20 protein-coding genes are annotated in these 19,565 nt (G+C 34.5%); 4 read left to right on the plus strand and 16 right to left on the minus strand.

Translation table 11 applies throughout. The features are described from left to right. Nucleotides 1-148: 148 nt before the first annotated feature. Both J6569_RS03930 and J6569_RS03935 read right to left on the minus strand, forming a co-directional pair. Nucleotides 149-1,738, minus strand: coding sequence for a hypothetical protein (locus J6569_RS03930; protein WP_085163952.1), 1,590 nt, complete (start codon nt 1,736-1,738; stop codon nt 149-151). A 490-nt stretch (nt 1,739-2,228) separates the two neighbouring features. Next, entirely contained in the window at nt 2,229-3,170 is a 942-nt protein-coding gene (locus tag J6569_RS03935) for a type IV pilus twitching motility protein PilT (protein WP_085163951.1), read from the minus strand. Between the two features lie 37 nt (nt 3,171-3,207). Here J6569_RS03935 and J6569_RS03940 point away from each other — a divergent pair, with 37 nt between their 5' ends. Both J6569_RS03940 and J6569_RS03945 read left to right on the plus strand, forming a co-directional pair. Then, nucleotides 3,208-3,909, plus strand: a complete 702-nt coding sequence (locus J6569_RS03940; RefSeq protein WP_296317693.1) for a YggS family pyridoxal phosphate-dependent enzyme — start codon at nt 3,208-3,210, stop codon at nt 3,907-3,909. Between the two features lie 36 nt (nt 3,910-3,945). Further along, nucleotides 3,946-4,503, plus strand: a complete 558-nt coding sequence (locus J6569_RS03945; protein ID WP_034912890.1) for a YggT family protein — start codon at nt 3,946-3,948, stop codon at nt 4,501-4,503. Nucleotides 4,504-4,536: 33 nt separating this feature from the next. Here J6569_RS03945 and J6569_RS03950 read toward each other — a convergent pair whose 3' ends face one another. The 4 genes from J6569_RS03950 to corA form a co-directional block, all read right to left on the minus strand. Continuing rightward, entirely contained in the window at nt 4,537-4,959 is a 423-nt protein-coding gene (locus tag J6569_RS03950) for a YcgN family cysteine cluster protein (RefSeq protein ID WP_085163949.1), read from the minus strand. After that, a complete protein-coding gene (locus tag J6569_RS03955; RefSeq protein ID WP_081296761.1) occupies nt 4,956-5,204 on the minus strand; it encodes a YcgL domain-containing protein in 249 nt (82 codons plus the stop codon). The genes J6569_RS03950 and J6569_RS03955 overlap by 4 nt, the downstream gene beginning before the upstream one ends. A gap of 25 nt (nt 5,205-5,229) precedes the next feature. Continuing rightward, nucleotides 5,230-6,192, minus strand: coding sequence for a glucokinase (locus J6569_RS03960; protein WP_065589242.1), 963 nt, complete (start codon nt 6,190-6,192; stop codon nt 5,230-5,232). Between the two features lie 187 nt (nt 6,193-6,379). Beyond that, nucleotides 6,380-7,321: a magnesium/cobalt transporter CorA gene (corA, locus tag J6569_RS03965; RefSeq protein WP_034912903.1), complete on the minus strand. Its 942-nt coding sequence runs from the start codon at nt 7,319-7,321 to the stop codon at nt 6,380-6,382. Nucleotides 7,322-7,538: 217 nt separating this feature from the next. Here corA and J6569_RS03970 point away from each other — a divergent pair, with 217 nt between their 5' ends. Further along, nucleotides 7,539-8,057, plus strand: coding sequence for a single-stranded DNA-binding protein (locus J6569_RS03970; protein WP_065589243.1), 519 nt, complete (start codon nt 7,539-7,541; stop codon nt 8,055-8,057). A 275-nt stretch (nt 8,058-8,332) separates the two neighbouring features. After that, nucleotides 8,333-8,995 (plus strand): MarC family NAAT transporter, encoded by a 663-nt coding sequence (locus J6569_RS03975; RefSeq protein WP_065589244.1) that lies wholly within the window; start codon nt 8,333-8,335, stop codon nt 8,993-8,995. A gap of 23 nt (nt 8,996-9,018) precedes the next feature. On the opposite strand, the gene J6569_RS03980 is transcribed toward J6569_RS03975, so the two are convergent. From J6569_RS03980 to J6569_RS04025, 10 genes are all read right to left on the minus strand, one after another. Further along, nucleotides 9,019-9,711, minus strand: coding sequence for a DUF2461 domain-containing protein (locus tag J6569_RS03980; RefSeq protein WP_174799374.1), 693 nt, complete (start codon nt 9,709-9,711; stop codon nt 9,019-9,021). A gap of 3 nt (nt 9,712-9,714) precedes the next feature. Then, nucleotides 9,715-10,479 (minus strand): 3-deoxy-manno-octulosonate cytidylyltransferase, encoded by a 765-nt coding sequence (kdsB, locus tag J6569_RS03985; protein ID WP_296317699.1) that lies wholly within the window; start codon nt 10,477-10,479, stop codon nt 9,715-9,717. Between the two features lie 17 nt (nt 10,480-10,496). After that, entirely contained in the window at nt 10,497-10,682 is a 186-nt protein-coding gene (locus J6569_RS03990; RefSeq protein WP_065560220.1) for a Trm112 family protein, read from the minus strand. After that, nucleotides 10,679-11,692, minus strand: coding sequence for a tetraacyldisaccharide 4'-kinase (lpxK, locus tag J6569_RS03995; RefSeq protein ID WP_174799372.1), 1,014 nt, complete (start codon nt 11,690-11,692; stop codon nt 10,679-10,681). Before lpxK ends, J6569_RS03990 begins: the two co-directional genes overlap by 4 nt. A 92-nt stretch (nt 11,693-11,784) precedes the next feature. Further along, nucleotides 11,785-14,094 carry a DNA internalization-related competence protein ComEC/Rec2 gene (locus J6569_RS04000; RefSeq protein WP_296317700.1) on the minus strand — a complete coding sequence of 770 codons (2,310 nt, stop codon included), beginning with the start codon at nt 14,092-14,094 and terminating at the stop codon, nt 11,785-11,787. A gap of 326 nt (nt 14,095-14,420) precedes the next feature. Further along, nucleotides 14,421-14,711 carry an integration host factor subunit beta gene (ihfB, locus tag J6569_RS04005; protein WP_034912930.1) on the minus strand — a complete coding sequence of 97 codons (291 nt, stop codon included), beginning with the start codon at nt 14,709-14,711 and terminating at the stop codon, nt 14,421-14,423. A 98-nt stretch (nt 14,712-14,809) separates the two neighbouring features. Then, complete coding sequence (gene rpsA, locus J6569_RS04010) at nt 14,810-16,492, minus strand: 30S ribosomal protein S1 (RefSeq protein ID WP_296317702.1); 1,683 nt, start codon at nt 16,490-16,492, stop codon at nt 14,810-14,812. A gap of 111 nt (nt 16,493-16,603) precedes the next feature. Continuing rightward, on the minus strand, nt 16,604-17,284 hold the full coding sequence (gene cmk, locus J6569_RS04015; RefSeq protein ID WP_065589251.1) for a (d)CMP kinase: 681 nt from the start codon (nt 17,282-17,284) through the stop codon (nt 16,604-16,606). 1 nt (nt 17,285) lies between these two features. Beyond that, nucleotides 17,286-18,566: a 3-phosphoshikimate 1-carboxyvinyltransferase gene (gene aroA / locus J6569_RS04020; protein WP_296302696.1), complete on the minus strand. Its 1,281-nt coding sequence runs from the start codon at nt 18,564-18,566 to the stop codon at nt 17,286-17,288. A 21-nt stretch (nt 18,567-18,587) separates the two neighbouring features. Continuing rightward, nucleotides 18,588-19,460, minus strand: a complete 873-nt coding sequence (locus tag J6569_RS04025; RefSeq protein WP_296317704.1) for a helix-turn-helix transcriptional regulator — start codon at nt 19,458-19,460, stop codon at nt 18,588-18,590. Between the last annotated feature and the right edge of the window lie 105 nt (nt 19,461-19,565).

Genomic DNA, 19,565 nt, shown 5'->3' on the forward strand with positions numbered 1-19,565 from the left:
TAGTTTTTGTTACACTATTTTAGGAAATCGTTACATGATTATTTAAAAAGTATAAATATAAATCAAGCCCAACCTTGCGGTTAGGGCTTTGTTTTTTTATTATGATTATTCTTATTTAATACTATATGCCAACTTACAGATTAAAAGGTTAAGGGGTAACACATATCCCTGGATATTTGTCGTCAACATATCCTCTTTCCTTAACAGACACTACGCCGTTCTCCGCTATAATTTCAAAAGTATAATCATTATTTTTACTGAAACCCACAAAGTGAGAGTTATTGCTAAACTTAGACATCGGGTAATTACCATAACTTCCCCACTCTGTTAAAAAACCAGCACCTATTTGACGTTGGTAATAATTTCCATTTGAGAAAGGCATCGCACCATCTACCCCATCTATACACGGAAAATGAAAATAAGCGTTATTATCTATAATACCACATTTTGCATTGGTCAGATCCTCTATTTTTACCGCACGATAATCTCCTAAACGACTACACCACGTATCGATAGGCGGCATCTCTTCAACATACCCTGATTCGGTTCTACCTACAAACCATTTTTTCAATACAAACCCGTATTTTACTTTATTACCATGGTTATCTTCGCCCACTAATTCGAATGTTTGTGGTAAGTTTGGTTTGTATATTCGATCAGGAAAACTAATCATACCTAAATATTCCACTGTTGGGCCAGTTAAAGTAACTCGTGTTCCCCCTTTACGGTCAAACTGGTTACTAGCGCGATCATCTGGTGGCACTACTTCTATTGTCGCCGTTATTCCTTCTTTTGTAATCGAAGACCAAGTTAGCTCTTTTTCGTCTATTCCTCCAATATCTAAATAAAAATACACATTATCACCGCCCGTCGTTGGAAAATTACGAGCGTATGATTCAGGGGTAGCAGTTTGGGTAAGAAAGCCTCTATCTGGATCCCATATATTTGCTGGGCCGTGATAGCGTTCATCATCTGCATAATCTAAACCACCATAACGTAGCCCCGGCCTGGCATAGCAAACAGCTGGTGAGTCTTTTGGGTTAATGTAATACGATGTGGTGGCAGCACTAACCATAATATGGTCAGGTGTGCCATATTTTGTTTTTAATGTGCTATCAGTATTACTTAATACTACTTTATAAGGTGCATGACATATCGTTAATACTTCACTACGATTAACAGCTCGATTATTTTTATCAGTAATTTTTACTGATATTTCGCCAGTTGCTGAAACTTGACCATCACCATCATCATCACCCCAATAGTTATATGGTTCTGTAACAAGTGTGTTTAACGGTATATTTAGCTCGCTAGAATTTTTTGATAGTGGAACAAACATACTAATATCAGTAAAACGTTCCCCACTCTTAGGTAACACAATTGGATTTGCAGTGGTTGAATCATTAGTTGAAGGTGTAATTATTGTACCGTTAGATAACCGAATCCCTAATAACCCATCAGACGAAGTTATCTTAGTTTGCCCACCATCGACCGTAAAATATGGTGCAGATCCTTGAATAGCATAGGCAGAATAAGATGTTAATGCTTGTGAACCAAAAGAGTACAATAGTAATGAAGCTAAAAATATAACGTTTGATACTAAATTTCGCATTAAATCAGGCAATAATTTTTTAGGCAATGTCGAGAATATAAATGAGATGAACGTAAAAATACGGGTAGCACGATAACACTGTAAAGCTAAGATATCGATTTGCTGAGATTTAAAATAGTTTGACATAATATCCCTCTGTCAGATATTTTTTATTTTACTCTAATTTCAATTACTAACACTCAATCTTTTGAGGTTTTTCAATTATTAAAGTATAGCTATTAAAAAAAAATTTGACTACTTTTATGAAATTTTTTTGTAAAGATTTGTAAACATTTGTAAACGTTTTTTACAATTAAGCTTTTGGGTTAATTTTAATTGCTTTAAACTTTGATAATTTCAGGAAAACGCCGAGTTGTTTACACTTCATGGTTAAAATAATCCTCTAAAAATCATAAGGCATTTTCCCTGAAATCGCTCTATGTGCTTTAACGGTATTATAAAAATTAATAAAGCGTTTAAATTTTTGTTTTCTATCTTTTAAATCGATAAATATTTGCTGATTATGTCATATCTCAATTCAAAGTTTTTATCACTCTTTCCGCTTTGCCATTCGTTTGTAGTCACAGGTAAATAAATAAAATTAGTTTATGATTAAAGATTATTTCAATTTCAGTAATTATTGATCCGTAATAATTTGCATACCATGTTGTCGCCCCGTCTGCATAAGGGAAATAATTTGTTTAATTTTGCCTTCATTAATTAAATTACTGACAGCAGGAGTATTGATAAGCACTTCAAACAACGCTTTACGCCCATTTTTTGTTAATATTAGCTTTTGACTGATAATTGCTCTTAAATTATTTGATAATTGTGTGCGAATAAAGTTACGCGAATTTTCATCAAATACATCAATAATACGATTAATGCTTTGAATAGCAGAACATGTATGTAACGTAGCAAAAACTAAATGCCCTGTTTCAGCTACTGTTAATGCAGTTTGGATAGATTTTTTATTACGTAATTCCCCAAGTAATATTATGTCAGGATCTTGCCTTAAAAGGCTATCAAGTGCGTAGTCAAAATTTGTAAGCTCTCTTTGTTGAATTAATGAATGTTGATTATGATAAATAAACTCAATGGGGTCTTCTAAAGTAATAATGTGTTTGGATTGAGTTGAGTTAATATATTCAATTAATGATGCAAGCGTCGTTGATTTACCACTTCCTGTAGCACCTGTCACTAAAATAATACCACTTTCGTGCGTTATTAGCTTTTTAAAAACCTCGGGCGCACCTATTTCATCTAGATCTGGAATCTGTTTTTTAATCATTCGAAACACTGCCGAAATACCACGCTGTTGATAAAAAATATTGACTCTAAAGCGACCTATTTCAGGAGATTGATAGGCTAAATCAATTTGTTTATCTTGCTGTAATTGTAATTTTTGTGATTCATTAAGTAACGCCAATAGTTCAGATTCTAAATCTAACGGCGATAACTTTTCGTTTGATACACACTGTAATTGTCCATTAATGCGAATGCGTGCAACTTCACCACTTGAAAGATGCAAATCGGATGCTTTTTGCGTTACACTAAGCGACAACATCGATTTTAACATTATATTTTACCTATTAGTTTATTAATTGGGAATTAACATGAATACAGTACGTGACAATTTACTTACTATAAAAAACACAATTCAAGAAATAGCAAAAAAATGCGAACGAGATCCCAATACAATCGAACTTATTGCGGTCAGTAAAACAAAGCCAGTAACCTTAATCAAACAAGCGATAGATGCAGGTCAACTATCTTTTGGTGAAAACTATGTTCAAGAAGGCGTTGAAAAAATCCAGTATTTTAAACAAACACTTCCCAATACTTTATTAACTTGGCATTTTATTGGTCCATTACAATCGAACAAAAGCAAATTAGTCGCCGAACACTTTGATTGGATGCATACCATTGATCGATTTAAAATTGCTCAACGTTTAAATGATCAGCGCCCAGCTAATATGGAAAACTTAAATGTACTTATTCAAGTTAATATTAGTAAAGAAGCCAGCAAGTCGGGGGTTTATCCTGAACAAGTTGCTGATTTAGCAAAACAAATTATAACACTACCCAATTTAAATTTACGTGGATTAATGGCGATCCCTGAAATTGAAAATGATTTTGACAAACAACTAAACGTCTTTAACAAAATGCACGAATTTTTGCGTTCTTTACAAACTGATTATCCATTTATGGATACATTATCCATGGGCATGAGTGGCGACATGCAAGCTGCTATTGTTGCTGGTAGCACTATGGTTCGAATAGGTACAGCGATCTTTGGAGCAAGGCAGTATTTGTGATATATTGCCCGAATAGTTTATTTTAAGGAGTCTTAAATGACATCGCTTTATTTTCTAGGTAATACCATCTTAACGGTATGTCTCTATGTTTTAATTTTGCGTTTATGGATGCAGCGTGTGCGTGTAAATTTCTATAACCCATTTACCCAATTTATCGTACGAATAACTCAACCTGTTATCGGTCCACTACGCAAAGTCATTCCTTCTATTAAACAAATAGATACCGCTACATGGGTTCTTTTATATTTTGTTGCCGTCATTAAAATTATTTTTATTTCCTACTATGGAATGATTAATGAATCAATTTGGACTAGTAAATACCTACTTTATGCTATTGCTGTCATAGCTCATGCATTTGGGCATTTATTATTCTGGTTATTACTATTTCGAGCAATTCTAAGTTGGGTTAGCCGTGGACAATCAAACGCGGATGAATTACTTGCTCAGTTAACTGAACCACTTATAGCACCAATTCGCCGTATTGTGCCACCGCTTGGAATGATTGATATCTCATTTATGATTTTTGTATTTATTTTAATGTTTTTAAATATGCTCGCTGTTGATGTATTTGGATATTTATGGATTGTGCTTTAAATTAAAATCAAAAGGGAGCTGTAGCTCCCTATTTTAAATAATATGGTCTTCCCAACAAATCACATCTTTTTCATAAACAATCCGATTTTTAACCGATATCTTCAGCTTATGCATAAGCTTTTTATTACCCGTAATAAGCGGATGCCAATGAGGCAATTGTCCTGTTTCAGAAAAATAACGATAGGTACAGGTTAAAGGTAACCATTCAATGGTAAGGAGGTTATCACGAGTCAACTTGATACAATCAGGTTCGTAATCAAAGCGATTATAATAGTGTTTACATTGACAAGTATTAGAATCAAGCAAATTACAAGCAACATTAGTATATAAGATCTCGTCTGTATCTTCGTCCATCAATTTATTTAAGCAACATTGACCACAACCATCACAGAGCTGTTCCCATTCTTCATCACTCATCTGAGCTAATGTCTTATATTCCCAAAATGGCTCAATCATACTTTGAAATCATCTTCTTTTAGCATTTGTAAGAAAAATCCATCAGTTTTAATCTTTTCTTCTATTTCAGTGGCGGTACCAACTACAAATTTTCGTTTACCGTCAAGTAATACTTTCATGACAAAAACAGGTGAACCAAAAATAGACATTACTTTTTCAGGAATCGTTGAAAAATCATTTTCATGTTCCATATATAGATAGCAGTTCTCTTTTTTGGTACTTCGGTAAATATAACACCACATCATAAAATAAAACCTTTACTCATTAATACTATTTATTAAGACAATTTTGTAAATAAACACCTGCACCAAACAAGCCTGGATCTTCATGTGTTATTACATAAACAGGAATTTTTTTGACTAAATAGGACATACGACCTTTATGTTCAAAAGCATCTCTAAATGGAGATGTTTTAAAAAATTCGATAAAGCGTGGCACAATACCCCCAGCAATATAAACGCCACCTTGTGTATTAAGTGTTAATGCCAAATTACCACCAAAACGCCCCATAAAAGTACAAAAATAGGTTAAAGTTTGCAAGCAAAGTGGACAACTTTTAGATAGCGCTTTCTCAACAATAATGTCGGGTGTAATCTCTATTACTGGTTGATTATTAATTTGTAACAACGCTTGATAAATATTAACAATACCATTGCCTGATAAAAACCGCTCGGTAGAAACACGCCCAAATTTTTTGCGAAGTTGCACTAAAATACGGTCTTCATCATCACTTATCATTGGAAGCTCTGTATGCCCCCCTTCTCCTGACAAACTAATCCAACGTCCATTTACTTTAATTAAATGTGACACTCCAAGTCCTGTACCTGCACCATAAATTGCAATTGGATAATCTAAATCAGGTTCATCACCACCAATCTGAACAAGATCTTGTTTAGATAATTTAGGAATTGAAGTTGATACTGCTGTAAAATCATTGATTACTTCTAGTTTTTCAAGATTAAGTTCCTTAACTAATTCAGATCGTGAAAACGACAAATCATTGTTTGTCATACTAATTATATCTTCGTCATTAATCGGACAGGCAATTGCAATACAAGCCATTTTAACGGTAACCGATTGGGCTTGTAAGTAATTCTTAATTAATTTTAGCAATACATCATCCTTTGCAATAAGAACTTTAGTTATTGCTGATAGCTCATTTGTAGCCAAATTATAAAGCGCAAATCGAGCATTAGTTCCACCGATATCGGTGACAAGTGCATATTGATTCATGTTACTTCCTTTATAATAAATTAATTCTTTCAGTTAAAATATTAAGTTTTACCCATCACTCGATGAAAGTATATTGCTGATATTAATAATTATTTATATTAAATTATCCTAAGCAGTTAGTACGATAAGAATTTCATCTAATATATTAAAAAACTATCGAATAAAAACTCAATTTAAATCAATAAATCTACAACCACTTTTTAAGTTTAAAATAAATATAAGGAGCAACACCTGCTAGCAACATTAATAGTAATGAAAAAGGATAACCATATTCCCATTTTAATTCTGGCATAAATTCAAAATTCATACCATAAGCTGAAGCAACTACCGTTGGGGGTAAAAACACAACAGATACAACCGAGAAAATTTTGATAATTCGGCTCTGTTCAATATTGATAAAACTAGTTGCAGCTTGCATTAAAAAGTTTACTTTTTGGAATAATGACTCATTATGTGGAACAAGCGATTCAATATCGCGAATAACTTCACGAGCTTGTTCTAGTTGATCTACTGGCATCTTTGCTCGGCGAACTAAATAATTAACTGCACGTTGGCTATCCATCAAACAAAGACGAACTTTCCACGCGGTATCTTCAAGTTCAGCCAACGAGGTAATAGCTTCATCGTAATGCTCTTGAGCTGAACGATCCATAATAATTAAACTTAATTCTTCGAGTTCACTGTAGATATTTTCAATTTGATCTGCTAACTGCTCAACTTTAACTTCAAATAAATCAAGTAATACTTCATAAGGATTTCCATCGTTCATTCCTTGGTAGCGCGATCGCATGCGATACAAACGAAATGCTGGTAAATCTCGCTCACGTAGTGTAAACAAACGACCATTATGCACTGTAAAAGCTACTGTTGAGTTGCCTGCACGATCTTCTGCATCTTCATAAAAAAAGAAAGAGTGGACGTGTAAACCTTCGTTATCTTCAAAAAAACGAGCTGACGCTTCAATATCGTCAAGTTCAATACTAGTTGCTAAGTTTTGTCCTAAATGTGTTAAAACAAAATCTCGATCAGCTTCTTCTGGCTCAATTAAATCAATCCAAGTTGCATTATTTATATCGCCTTCATTAATTTTTACTAATTGTTTGTTTTTTAATCCAAACGCATTAATCATAAGGCCTCCTATAGGAAAAATCTTTTAGAACATCACATTAACAAATGCTTGGCATTATACTCGCTATGGCAGCAAATTCCTATGTTTAAACCAATCTTTCTATATCTTTATAAAATGGGAGAAAAATTCCATTATTAAATTAAATTCGCTGATATTACTACAGTCTCATGTTACAATATGCAGCTTAAAATACTTATGTCATGTTTAGGAGTTAATAATGGCCAATAGAGGAATAAATAAAGTCATTTTAGTTGGTAATTTAGGTCAAGATCCCGAAGTTCGTTATATGTCTAATGGTAATGCAGTTGCTAATATTAGCATTGCAACATCAGAATCATGGAAAGATAAACAAACAAATGAATACCGTGAACGTACTGAATGGCATCGCGTTGTTATATTCGGTAAATTAGCTGAAATTGCTGGCGAATACTTAAAAAAAGGTTCCCAAATTTATATTGAAGGGCAATTACAAACTCGAAAATGGCAAGATCAGTCAGGACAAGATCGTTACACAACTGAAGTTGTAGTCAACCCAATTGGTGGTACTTTACAAATTTTAGCAACACGCAATGGTGGTGAAAACATGGGCGATGGTTCACAAAATTGGGGACAAAGTGCTAATAATTCTTCATCTGCACCAGTGGCTCCTTCTCGTCCTCTAACGCAAAATACACCAGCGCAACCAGCAGCAACACCAGAGCCACCAATGGATTTTGATGACGATATTCCATTTTAAGTATTAAAAGTTCAATTTGATTTAATGAAAGGAGTCGAATATTACTCCTTTCAAACCTTAATTTGATATTACATTTTATCTACTAATGCATAAAAATCATTCACGCTTGACATTATTTCTACTAATATTAGACCTATAATTATCAGTGTAGTGCCTACAATTTTTTCAAACATGGTAATAAAATCCGATACCGAATTACAACTACCTCCATATATCATTTTCTGTTTATTTCAATTATACTTAACTGCAAATTTTGTTGGATTTAAAATAAATCTATGTTGGAACTTATACAAACTGTCGGCTTTGGTTTAATTTTATTTATTCCTTTAACGAATCCTTTAACCACTGTGGTACTGTTATTAGGTCTATCGGGCGATATGACCAATGAAGAGCGGAATTACCAATCAAAATTGACCTGTATTTATGTGTTTATAATTATGGTTGTATCGTTTTATTGTGGGCAACTAGTGATGAGCACATTTGGCATATCGATTCCCGGATTACGTATTGCTGGTGGCATGATTGTTGGCGTTATTGGTTTTAGAATGTTATTTCCACAACAACCATCACACAAAACGCTTGAAGCAGATGCAAAAAAGAAAGAGATCTCAAATAATATTGCTTTTGTTCCTCTCGCTATGCCAAGTACAGCAGGACCCGGAACTATAGCAATGATAATAAGCATGTCATCAACAGTAAAAAGTGGTGGTTATGACGTTTCAACTTGGGTTGTTTATACTGCTTCGATTTTAGTGCCTTTATTGTTATGTATTATCCTTTGGTTTTGCATGCGCAGTGCAGGTAGCATAATGCGTTTTATGGGGAAAAGTGGCATTGAAGCCACTTCAAGAATTATGGGCTTTTTATTAGTTTGTGTTGGAACTCAATTCATAATTAATGGTATTAAAGAAATTATATTGAATTTTCCTAATATTTAATATTAAACACCGACTCAACAAAGCTAAAGAGTCGGTATATTTTTAATCATTTCTACCCGCATTAAATAATCATAAAGTGGAACTAACTGTTTAAAACCTTTAATTAGTTTATCGGGTAAATCGCTATTTAACACATCCTCAATATGATTACTTGTCACCATAACCGCAATATTTTTTCGGTTATACCAGGTTGCAACTTTTTCGTCCTGCTCTTTAATTAATGGGCGTTTATAACTTTCGCCAACAAGCTCAAATGGTTTTTTGACGCAACGTATCATTGCTAAAAATTTCTTAGTATCGTTAAGAATTTCGTCTCGAAAGATATCCATTGTTTGTTTTGATGAACAATAATAGCCTAGCCCATATTGATAACTGCTTGGGCTAATTTCAAAAAAGTAAGCAGGCGCTTCTTTCCAATCTTTATTTGGTCGTTTAAATGTCAACCATAGTCGGCTACGATAAAGTGATTTATCATTTGAAAAACGAGTATCTCGATGTATACGTGAAATCGTTTTACCAATAGCAGGACGAGTTTCAAACCACTCATCAATTTTGAGCATCTCTGGTGTTAATTGTTCAACCAAAAGCCTAAACGGTTTAACTAAATCGTTATCATAAATAGCACGATGCTCTTCAAACCACGGTTTGCTGTTTTTAATCCAAGCGTCTTGTAAAAAATTAAGTCCAGCTTGGCTAAAGCCAGTAAAGTTTGCCATTGCTTACTCCTTAAATAACGCTCTTACTTTTTCTAAATCTTCGAAAGTGTCGACACCAATTGCAGGAGGTTGTTTTGCCACAGCGACATGAATTTTTTCACCGTACCAAAGTACTCTTAATTGCTCTAACATTTCAATTTGTTCAAGCATTGATGGTGCCCATTTAATATATTGACGAATAAAGCCAGCACGGTAAGCATAAATACCAATATGGCGGAGATAAAAATCACCGATACTCGATGGTTTTAACTGTTCAGCTGATTTCACAAAACGATCGCGTTCCCAAGGAATGGTTGCACGAGAAAAATAAAGCGCATAACCATCTTTATCTGTCACAACTTTAACTGCACCAGTATTAAATGCTTCTTCAACAGAATCAATTGGCACTGCTAACGTTGCCATTCCTGTTTTATATTGCACTAAATTTTCAGCCACTTGATTAATAATGACTGGCGGTATTAAAGGTTCATCCCCTTGTACATTAACAATAACTTCATCATCAGTAAACTGATAAGTATTTATCACCTCTGCCAGTCTTTCTGTACCAGAATTATGCTTATCACTTGTCAGAATGACTTCACCACCATACTCCTTGACTACCTCATAAACTTGTTGATGATCTGTGGCAATAATCACTCGATTGGCTGATGATTTTTTTGCTTGCTCCATCACACGAACAATCATTGGTTTACCATGAATATCCGCTAGTGGCTTACCAGGTAAACGGCTCGAAGCATACCTAGCGGGAATAATAACCGAAAAGTTCATAATTAAGACCTTATTATTTATTCTTGAATACATTCAGATTGGTTAAGTGGTTTAGCTTCACATTCTAACAACACCGGAATATTATCTTTAACTGTATAAACTAAATTATCTGTATGACAAATTAACTGCTGATTAGTAGCATTATATTGCAATTGACCATGGCATTTAGGACAAGCAAGTGCGTTTAATAGGATATCTTTCATTTTTTCTTCTCTTTGGATTTTGTCTCAGCTAGTAATAAACAGATTTGATCAATAACTTGCACAGGTATTACCGCATCGATGGGCAGATACCACCAATTTTGTTGAGCAAATTGTCTACATTTAACTGCATCTTTTTCAGTCATTAAAAGTGTTTGTTTATTACGTGCAACATTGTTTAACAACGGTAAAGTAAATTTTTGATGATCGGCAAAAGAAACGGTTTCAACCACATCCGCTTGCAATTTACTTAACATATCAAAAAAACGTTTTGGATTACTAATACCAGCAATAGCACATATATTTGACAACGAAGATAACGCTCTTTTTTCTTGAGTAAGTAAATTCACTGCATACAGGGGCATTAATTGCATAGTAAAGGTTTTATTAGGATACTGCTGCGCTAAATTATTTACACTATCACCATTGATGACAATAAGATCAACCGATTTTAACCGACTTTCACGCTCTCGCATTGGCCCTGCCGGCATCCACCATCCATTACCAAATAGGCGCTTTCCATCAATCACCACCACTTCAATATCACGCGCTAAAGCATAATGTTGTAAACCATCATCAGTCAAAATAACATCTAATTGGTAGTGCTTTAATAACGCTTGAACAGCCTCAGAGCGATAAGGTGAGACAGCAATAGGTACACTAGTACGTTGATAAATAAGCACAGGCTCATCACCTGCTTGTTCGGTTGTGGTTGTATTATCTAAAATAAGCGGATAGTTATCAGCTTTGCCTCCATATCCTCGTGAAACGACTCCAACCTGTAATCCTTTTTGTTTTAACGATTCAATTAAACTAATAACTAGTGGCGTTTTACCGTTACCACCAACAGATAAGTTGCCAATAACAATAACAGGTACAGGAGATCGCCAAGATTTTAAAATACCAACTTGATATAAAAAGCGACGGAAAATAGCAATTAAACCATATAATAAGGAAAATGGTATGAATAACCAAAATAAACGATTTTTACCATACCACAGTTTTTCAATCATAACTTTAACATCACTCAATTACATTTAGTAAAATTGTTTTATATCTCAATATAACAATTATTATAGTTGCCTATAGCAAACGATAGCCTATTTTACTCATAATTTGGTAAACTACCAAACCAATCATGATACCATCTAGGTTTAATTTCACCTCGCATAGTTTTTAGCTTCCATGTTTGTTTATCAAAAAAAAGACTTATTTGACCTGTTCTAGCAGTAACATAATAGTCTAATTGTAAATCTTTATACTTTGCCATTACCTTATTGGAGGGGAGTTTCCAAGGATTATAACGAGATGTAGACGCCAAAGACTTTACTGGTTTAACATGATTTAGAAATGTATAACTTGACGATGTACTACTACCATGATGGGGGATTTGTAAAATAGTGGATGTTAGCTGATTTCGATATTTAGTAACTAACTGATATTCCTGATTACGTTCTAGATCCCCAGTTAACAATACAGAAAAATGTCCATCTGTAACTTGCACCACACAGGAATCCTTATTTTGAGCATCGCTAACCAGCTGATTAGGCCACAGCACATTAAACGTCAGATCATTCCAAATAACACTATTACCCGCTAAACATTGATAATCATTATTAAAATCAGAAGACGAACTCATTAACCATGCTTTAGGGTAAATAAGTTGAAGTAATTTCAAACCGCCAACATGATCATTATGTTGATGACTAATAATAATACCTTGTACATTCAAATTATGCCATTGTAGAAAAGGAATAATAACCCTTTCCATAGCGGAACTTTTTTCCCACTTAGCTCCTGTATCATACAAAATTGCAGACTTACCATCATGGATAACGATAGCTAATCCATGACCTACATCTAACATGTCTAACCGCCAACGATAGTGTTGCTGTTTAAAAAAAGGGGTAACCAGTATCATCAAAATTACGAGCAAAGTAATGCTAAAGCGTTGCCAAACACCTGTACGGATTATCACTAAAGTTAACCAACCTAAAAGACCTAATAAATAAAAATCTGAAGGGATGTTAATCCATAATTGATTAAGCCAATTTAAACTCAAAAATAGCCATTCTAGAGATTTATCAGCAATTAGCCAAAACCATAAGGCAATAGAAAAACAATCAAAAATACTAAATATTAACGCCAATAAAATGGTAGGAAATGTAACTAATGAAATAACAGGAATTGCAATTAGATTTGTTAAAATCGAAACTCCACTAACACCTTGAAAAACAAAAAACTGAATTGGAAGCAGCAATAAGGTTAACCCACACTGCAAATACAATATCCTAATTATATACCAACGTTTTTTATGCCTTACTGCTTTGGAAAGCGGCGCCCAATCATGCAAAAAAATTAAAGTTATTACTGCATAGCAAGATAACCAAAAACTTTCAGATAAAATCATCAATGGATCAAATAATAATAACAACGCAATGATCCGATTGATTTTTTGCCATGAACTTATTTTATATTTTTTATAACGAAAATAGATCCAAATTGACAAAGCAACCATAGCTCGCAAAGTAGGCGGATTAAAACCTGTTAACCATGCATAAAAAAATGCACATAACCACCCTATTATAATTGGTAAAAAAAAATAGATAAAACGCTTTGGAATAAAAAACAGTATAGCTTTAGCCAAAAAGCAACTAAGTCCATAAACAACTAAAATATGCATACCAGATATAGCCATTAAATGAGCAATACCTGTTTGCATCATTACCATACGATGCTCGTCATCTAATTGAGAACGATCACCAAAAGCAAGGGCTAGCAAAATACCTTTATAAATAAATAAATCGATATAAGGTATAGCCAAATCAGTAATATATTGTTTTAAGTCAGATTTATCATTTAATAACTTGGCATCAACCAATTTAGCCGATAATAAGCTACGATTTGCTATCGAAAAGCGTTGGCTATCAAATCCTCCATCATTTAAGTATCCATGTACAACATTTGTTTTTAGTGTCAATTGCCAAATTTCCCCAGATTTAGGAGGATCTAACCTATCCCAGTAAACAGAAATCGGAATATCATTTGCAAGCGTAACATCTGAAATGGAAAAAATAGAAAATGACATGTAATAAGGTCCGTTGACCGTTGCTGCCTGATGAGTATTGATATTAACTACTTTGGCATGAACAACTAGCGTTTTATCAATATAGGGAGAAATGTTGGATAAATATTGCTTAGAATAAGCAGTTGACCACAAAAAACCTAAACTAAATGCAACAAAAACAGATAAATACCAACGAAAATTAACAGGAACGGTTAACACAATTAAAAACAAGATAAAAGCAAGTAAACACCAATATAGATCAGACAATAAATGGGGCAAAAAGAGTAATGGCAAACAACCTAATGAAAACATGATAGCCATTAAATCCAAAGAACAAATTTTTTGCACTAGCACTTTACCATCTTTAAATTGAACAATATAAGTTTATCACTTGATATTATAAAAAAATAATTGATGTTGAATTTTTCGATCTTTGTTCCATTTTAATCATTAATCTTAATGAAATTTACTGAAATTATTCGCAATATTGCATATTTTAAAAGAGGGATTTAACGACTTAAATCAACATAACGTTGACTGGTTTTTCCTTAATGATAAATGGTAAAGGTTATTTAAATAAGTAAGTACGACTAGATGATAGAAATTAAACTAGCTAAAACAAAAAAGCCTTTGATTTAACTCAAAGGCTTCCATCTAGGTGTGAAATTTAAAGATTATGCGTTTGCAGCATTATTTACTCTTTCACGTAATTCTTTACCTGGTTTGAAGTGAGGTATATATTTATGTTTCACTTCAACATTACCACCAGTTCTTGGATTCCTTGCTTTACGTGGAGCTCGATAGTTCAAACTAAAACTACCGAAACCTCGAATTTCCACACGATCGTTACTTTCCATAGCTAAAGCGATCTGTTCAATGATATCTCTAACTGAATCATCAACTAGTTGAACTGGGAGGTGTGTTCGCCAGTTAACAATTCGTTCTACTAAATCTGATCTGTTCATGATCACTCCTAATTTATTTATGTGGCATGTAACTATTTCATTTTATCCCATAAAAGAAAAAGAGGGCAAGCCCTCTTTACTCTTTACATAAATATTTTTTACTCAGTTTTTGATGCAGCTTTGAATGCTTCTGCCATTGCATTAGTAAATGATGCATCTTCTTGAGTTGCTGTGTTGTTTACTGCTGCGAGAGCTTCTTTTTCATCAGCTTCATCTTTCGCTCGTACTGATAACGAAATTGCACGAGTTTTACGATCGATGTTAACAATTTTAGCTTCAACTTCATCACCAACTTTTAATGCAGTTGTTGCATCTTCAATACGCTCACGAGCGATATCTTGTGCTTTTAAGTAGCCTTCAATACCTTCAGCGATTTCGATGGTTGCACCTTTAGCGTCAACTGCACTTACTGTACCTTTAACTATTGTGCCTTTTTTATAGTTAGAAGCAAAGCTACTGAATGGATCATCTTCTAATTGTTTAATACCTAGAGAGATACGTTCACGTTCTGCATCAACTTGTAAAACAACAGCTTCGATATCATCACCTTTCTTATAAGCTTTAACAGCTTCTTCGCCAGGCATATTCCAAGAAATGTCTGAAAGATGAACTAAACCGTCGATACCACCATCTAAACCGATAAAGATACCAAAATCAGTGATTGACTTAATCTTACCACTAACTTTATCACCTTTATTGTGTGTTTCAGCAAATTGTAACCATGGGTTTGGTTTACATTGTTTAAGGCCAAGAGAAATACGACGACGTTCTTCATCAATTTCAAGCACAACCACTTCAACAACATCACCTAAGCTAACAACTTTAGAAGGGTGAATATTTTTGTTTGTCCAATCCATCTCAGAAACATGAACTAAACCTTCAACACCGGTTTCAATTTCAACAAAACAACCGTAGTCAGTTAAGTTAGTTACCTTACCAGTTACTTTAGTACCTTCTGGATAACGTTTAGCGATTGAAACCCATGGGTCTTCGCCTAATTGTTTTAAGCCAAGTGATACACGTGAACGATCTTTATCAAATTTAAGTACTTTAACAAGTAATTCTTGACCAACTTCAACCACTTCACTTGGGTGTTTAACACGTTTCCAAGCCATGTCAGTAATGTGAAGTAAACCATCAACCCCACCAAGATCAACGAATGCACCGTAATCAGTAAGATTTTTGATGATACCTTTAACTTCGGAACCTTCTTGTAGATTTTCTAGAAGTTGTTCTCTTTCTGCACTATTTTCAGATTCAATAACTGCACGACGTGAAACAACAACGTTGTTGCGTTTTTGATCTAATTTAATAACTTTTAATTCGATTTCTCTATTTTCAATATGAGAAGTATCGCGTAATGGACGAACGTCAACAAGTGAACCTGGAAGGAACGCACGAACGCCATTAAGATCAACCGTAAAGCCACCTTTAACTTTACCATTGATAACACCTAAAACTGTTGCAGCATCTTCAACTGCTTTTTCTAGTGTAAGCCATGCTTCATGACGCTTAGCTTTTTCACGAGATAAGATAGTTTCACCAAAACCATCTTCGATTGAGTCAAGCACAACGTCAACAACGTCGCCGACTTGAACTTCTAATTCGCCTTGGGCATTTTTAAACTGCTCTACTGGAATCGCTGATTCAGATTTTAAACCAGCGTCAACTAAAACAACATCTTTGTCGATTGCAACGACAGTACCACGGATCATATTACCAGAACGAGTGTCTAGTTGATTGATAGACTCTTCAAAGAGTTGAGCAAAAGATTCAGTCATATTTATATACTTAAGTTAATTTTAACGTCCACATTACATCCTGTCTTGTGGGGTTGTTTATAATACTCCATACATCCTTATAATGGAGCTAGTTTCACGCTATAATTTAAGTTACAACGCAAGTTTTTCGTTTATATACTTAATAGATTGATTAAAAACATCTTCAATAGACAGTGATGTAGTATCAATTATTAGAGCATCAATTGCAGGTTTAAGTGGCGCAACGGCGCGATGACGATCTCTTTCATCACGCGCAGTTATTTCCTGCAAAATTTCGGCGAATTTAACATTATTTTGCTTATCTTGCAACTGTTTCATTCGCCTTTCTGCACGAGATTGGGCACTAGCATCAAGAAATATCTTAACAGGGGCATCACTAAATACTACACTGCCCATATCACGACCATCTGCAACCAATCCAGGTGCTTGCTTAAAGTCACGTTGACGTTGTAATAAAGCTACTCTAACCGAATTAATTGCCGCCACTTTTGATGCGGCTCCCCCCGTCTGTTCTGTACGGATTTCTTTAGTCACATCAATCTGATCTAATAACACTTTAACATTATAACCTTGCGTATCAAACGTTAGTGGCAAATTAAGAGCTAGTTGTTCAAGTTTATTGGCATCATCTAGCGCAATATCTTGCTTAAGCGCACTAAGTGCTAGCACACGATAGATAGCACCAGAATCTAAAAGATGCCATTTAAAATGATTGGCTAATGCTTGACATAACGTACCTTTACCGACACCACTTGGTCCATCAACAGCAATAACGGGAACAGATTTATTCATTTCATTCTTCGCTTAATCGTTTAAATTGTTCGAAATAATCAGGAAAAGTCTTCATTGTGCATTTAGGATCTAATATCGTCACAGAAGTATCAGAAAGCGCCACTAGCGAAAAACACATAGCAATACGGTGATCATTATAGGTTTCGATTTCGGCATGGTTTAATTTAACTGGTGGAATAATAGTAATATAATCGTGACCTTCATCAACAGTTGCGCCAACCTTTCTTAATTCTGTTGCCATCGCATATAAACGATCAGTTTCTTTAACTCGCCAATTGTAAATATTACGAATTGTAGTTGGACCTTTAGCAAACAGCGCTGTTGTGGCAATAGTCATTGCTGCATCTGGGATATGATTCATATCCATATCAACACCGTGTAATTCACCACGAGAGCATTGAATATAATCATCAGCCCAAATAACTTTAGCCCCCATTTTTTCAAGTACATGAGCAAATTGGGTATCGCCTTGTAAGCTATTTTTCCCTATGCCAGTTACTTTAACACTACCACCTTTAATTGCAGCCGCTGCTAAAAAATAAGAAGCAGAAGACGCATCCCCTTCAACTAAATAATCTCCCGGCGATTGATAACACTGATTAGCTTTAACAGTAAATTTTTGATAATTGTGATTGGTAACCAAAACACCAAACATAGCCATCATTTTGACTGTAATATCAATATAAGGTTTAGAAACAAGATCACCAATAATAGTAATTTCTGTGTCTTGTTTTGCTAATGGCGCAGCCATTAATAGTGCAGTTAAAAATTGGCTAGAGACCGAACCATCAACTTTAATATCACCACCTGTAAAACCACCTTGAATATGTAGTGGTGGATAGCCTTCATTTTCAAGATAATCAATTTTAGCTCCACCTTGTCGCAAAGCATCGACCAAATGACCAATTGGGCGTTCTTTCATGCGAGGTTCGCCCGTTAACACAATATTATTATTTCCAAGACATAACGTAGCAGCTAAAGGACGCATTGCTGTGCCAGCATTACCTAAAAAAAGCTCTAATGCATGGTCGGATTGCAAAATACCGCTCACACCTTGCACATCACAAATCGTGCGATCGTGTGATAGCTGATACTTCACACCTAACGCTGCAAGCGCATCAAGCATATAACGCACATCATCACTATCAAGTAAATTCTTTAACCGTGTATTACCTTTACTCAATGCTGATAGTAATAAAGCACGATTAGAAACACTCTTTGAACCAGGCAAATTGATAGTACCATTAAATCTTTTTATCGGTTGTAATGTTAAGGATAACATAAGGACTCTCTTTAATATTCTTTAAAATTTCTCTAACGTCGCTTTCAATAAATCAATTGCTTGCTTATCTTTAGCACTATTTTCCCATAACTTATCAAATAAATGGCGATACCGTTTAATTGCATCATAAGATGACGTAATCGATGCAATACCGGTAGTAACATTAGGTAACTCACCTAATCGAAATGGGCTCATTGCTAATGAAATAGGATTCCCATCTTGATAAAAAATCTGAAAAGCAATTGACGGAATAGCTTCTTGTGTAATAGCAATTGTTGGCGCAAGGGCTTGTTGTTCAATTAACTGAATTAAGTGATAAACTTCTTTGCGTGCTAGTAGCATTCTTTCCGATTTTTTACCCGGCGAAATCGTTAAATTACCAACCAAACCAATATGTAAAAAACGTTCTACATTACGTAAACTGATTAAATTAATAACTTTTGGAATTGATTGACAGAACTGAGTTTTACGATCTTTTAAAATGGATAAGGTAGTGGCATATTTTTGAGGATCAGCGGGGTTACTCGATTCATTTAACATCATTGCTAAATGAGACAAATAATCAGAAGAAGTTAATAAAAAGGAAAAAGGATCGAAATGAGAATAGATATGAGTTGATTGCTCTTCTAATTGACGCATACGTTCAAAAAAGCCTTCACCACTCGAATAGTATTCAGTATCAATGCCAAGTAAACTAGCAAAAGACGTATCAAGTAAGGAAGCCAATCGCTCTAGAGTTTCAATTTTAACGATCTCACCTTTTTCTAACCGATATACTGCTGCTCTTGAAATTTTAAGACTTTCTGCAACATCTTCAGCCTTCAAAGAGGCAGCAATCCGATACGCACGCAGACGCTGACCTATAGCACAATAATCAATCGATCCAGTAATCATAATACACTCAAACTATTAGGATTTTGGCAGTGTATCACAAGGTGATAGCAATGCCAATTTTTGGCAAAATGTTTTATTCCTATCTAAGTTTTTTCTCCTATTGAA

This window comes from Gilliamella sp. (genome assembly GCF_024104075.1).
Classification (GTDB): domain Bacteria; phylum Pseudomonadota; class Gammaproteobacteria; order Enterobacterales; family Orbaceae; genus Gilliamella; species Gilliamella bombi.

What these genes read in the sequence shown, in the direction of transcription:
- kdsB (WP_296317699.1), bottom strand. Translation starts at nt 10,479, where the DNA reads ATGAACTTTTCGGTTATTATTCCCGCTAGGTATGCTTCGAGCCGTTTA.
- J6569_RS03990 (WP_065560220.1), bottom strand. Translation starts at nt 10,682, where the DNA reads ATGAAAGATATCCTATTAAACGCACTTGCTTGTCCTAAATGCCATGGT.
- J6569_RS04025 (WP_296317704.1), bottom strand. Translation starts at nt 19,460, where the DNA reads ATGATTACTGGATCGATTGATTATTGTGCTATAGGTCAGCGTCTGCGT.
- corA (WP_034912903.1), bottom strand. Translation starts at nt 7,321, where the DNA reads ATGATTAATGCGTTTGGATTAAAAAACAAACAATTAGTAAAAATTAAT.
- rpsA (WP_296317702.1), bottom strand. Translation starts at nt 16,492, where the DNA reads ATGACTGAATCTTTTGCTCAACTCTTTGAAGAGTCTATCAATCAACTA.
- cmk (WP_065589251.1), bottom strand. Translation starts at nt 17,284, where the DNA reads ATGAATAAATCTGTTCCCGTTATTGCTGTTGATGGACCAAGTGGTGTC.
- J6569_RS03975 (WP_065589244.1), top strand. Translation starts at nt 8,333, where the DNA reads ATGTTGGAACTTATACAAACTGTCGGCTTTGGTTTAATTTTATTTATT.
- J6569_RS03950 (WP_085163949.1), bottom strand. Translation starts at nt 4,959, where the DNA reads ATGATTGAGCCATTTTGGGAATATAAGACATTAGCTCAGATGAGTGAT.
- lpxK (WP_174799372.1), bottom strand. Translation starts at nt 11,692, where the DNA reads ATGATTGAAAAACTGTGGTATGGTAAAAATCGTTTATTTTGGTTATTC.
- aroA (WP_296302696.1), bottom strand. Translation starts at nt 18,566, where the DNA reads ATGTTATCCTTAACATTACAACCGATAAAAAGATTTAATGGTACTATC.
- J6569_RS03930 (WP_085163952.1), bottom strand. Translation starts at nt 1,738, where the DNA reads ATGTCAAACTATTTTAAATCTCAGCAAATCGATATCTTAGCTTTACAG.
- J6569_RS03940 (WP_296317693.1), top strand. Translation starts at nt 3,208, where the DNA reads ATGAATACAGTACGTGACAATTTACTTACTATAAAAAACACAATTCAA.
- J6569_RS03970 (WP_065589243.1), top strand. Translation starts at nt 7,539, where the DNA reads ATGGCCAATAGAGGAATAAATAAAGTCATTTTAGTTGGTAATTTAGGT.
- J6569_RS03945 (WP_034912890.1), top strand. Translation starts at nt 3,946, where the DNA reads ATGACATCGCTTTATTTTCTAGGTAATACCATCTTAACGGTATGTCTC.
- J6569_RS03935 (WP_085163951.1), bottom strand. Translation starts at nt 3,170, where the DNA reads ATGTTAAAATCGATGTTGTCGCTTAGTGTAACGCAAAAAGCATCCGAT.
- J6569_RS03955 (WP_081296761.1), bottom strand. Translation starts at nt 5,204, where the DNA reads ATGATGTGGTGTTATATTTACCGAAGTACCAAAAAAGAGAACTGCTAT.
- ihfB (WP_034912930.1), bottom strand. Translation starts at nt 14,711, where the DNA reads ATGAACAGATCAGATTTAGTAGAACGAATTGTTAACTGGCGAACACAC.
- J6569_RS03980 (WP_174799374.1), bottom strand. Translation starts at nt 9,711, where the DNA reads ATGGCAAACTTTACTGGCTTTAGCCAAGCTGGACTTAATTTTTTACAA.
- J6569_RS03960 (WP_065589242.1), bottom strand. Translation starts at nt 6,192, where the DNA reads ATGAATCAATATGCACTTGTCACCGATATCGGTGGAACTAATGCTCGA.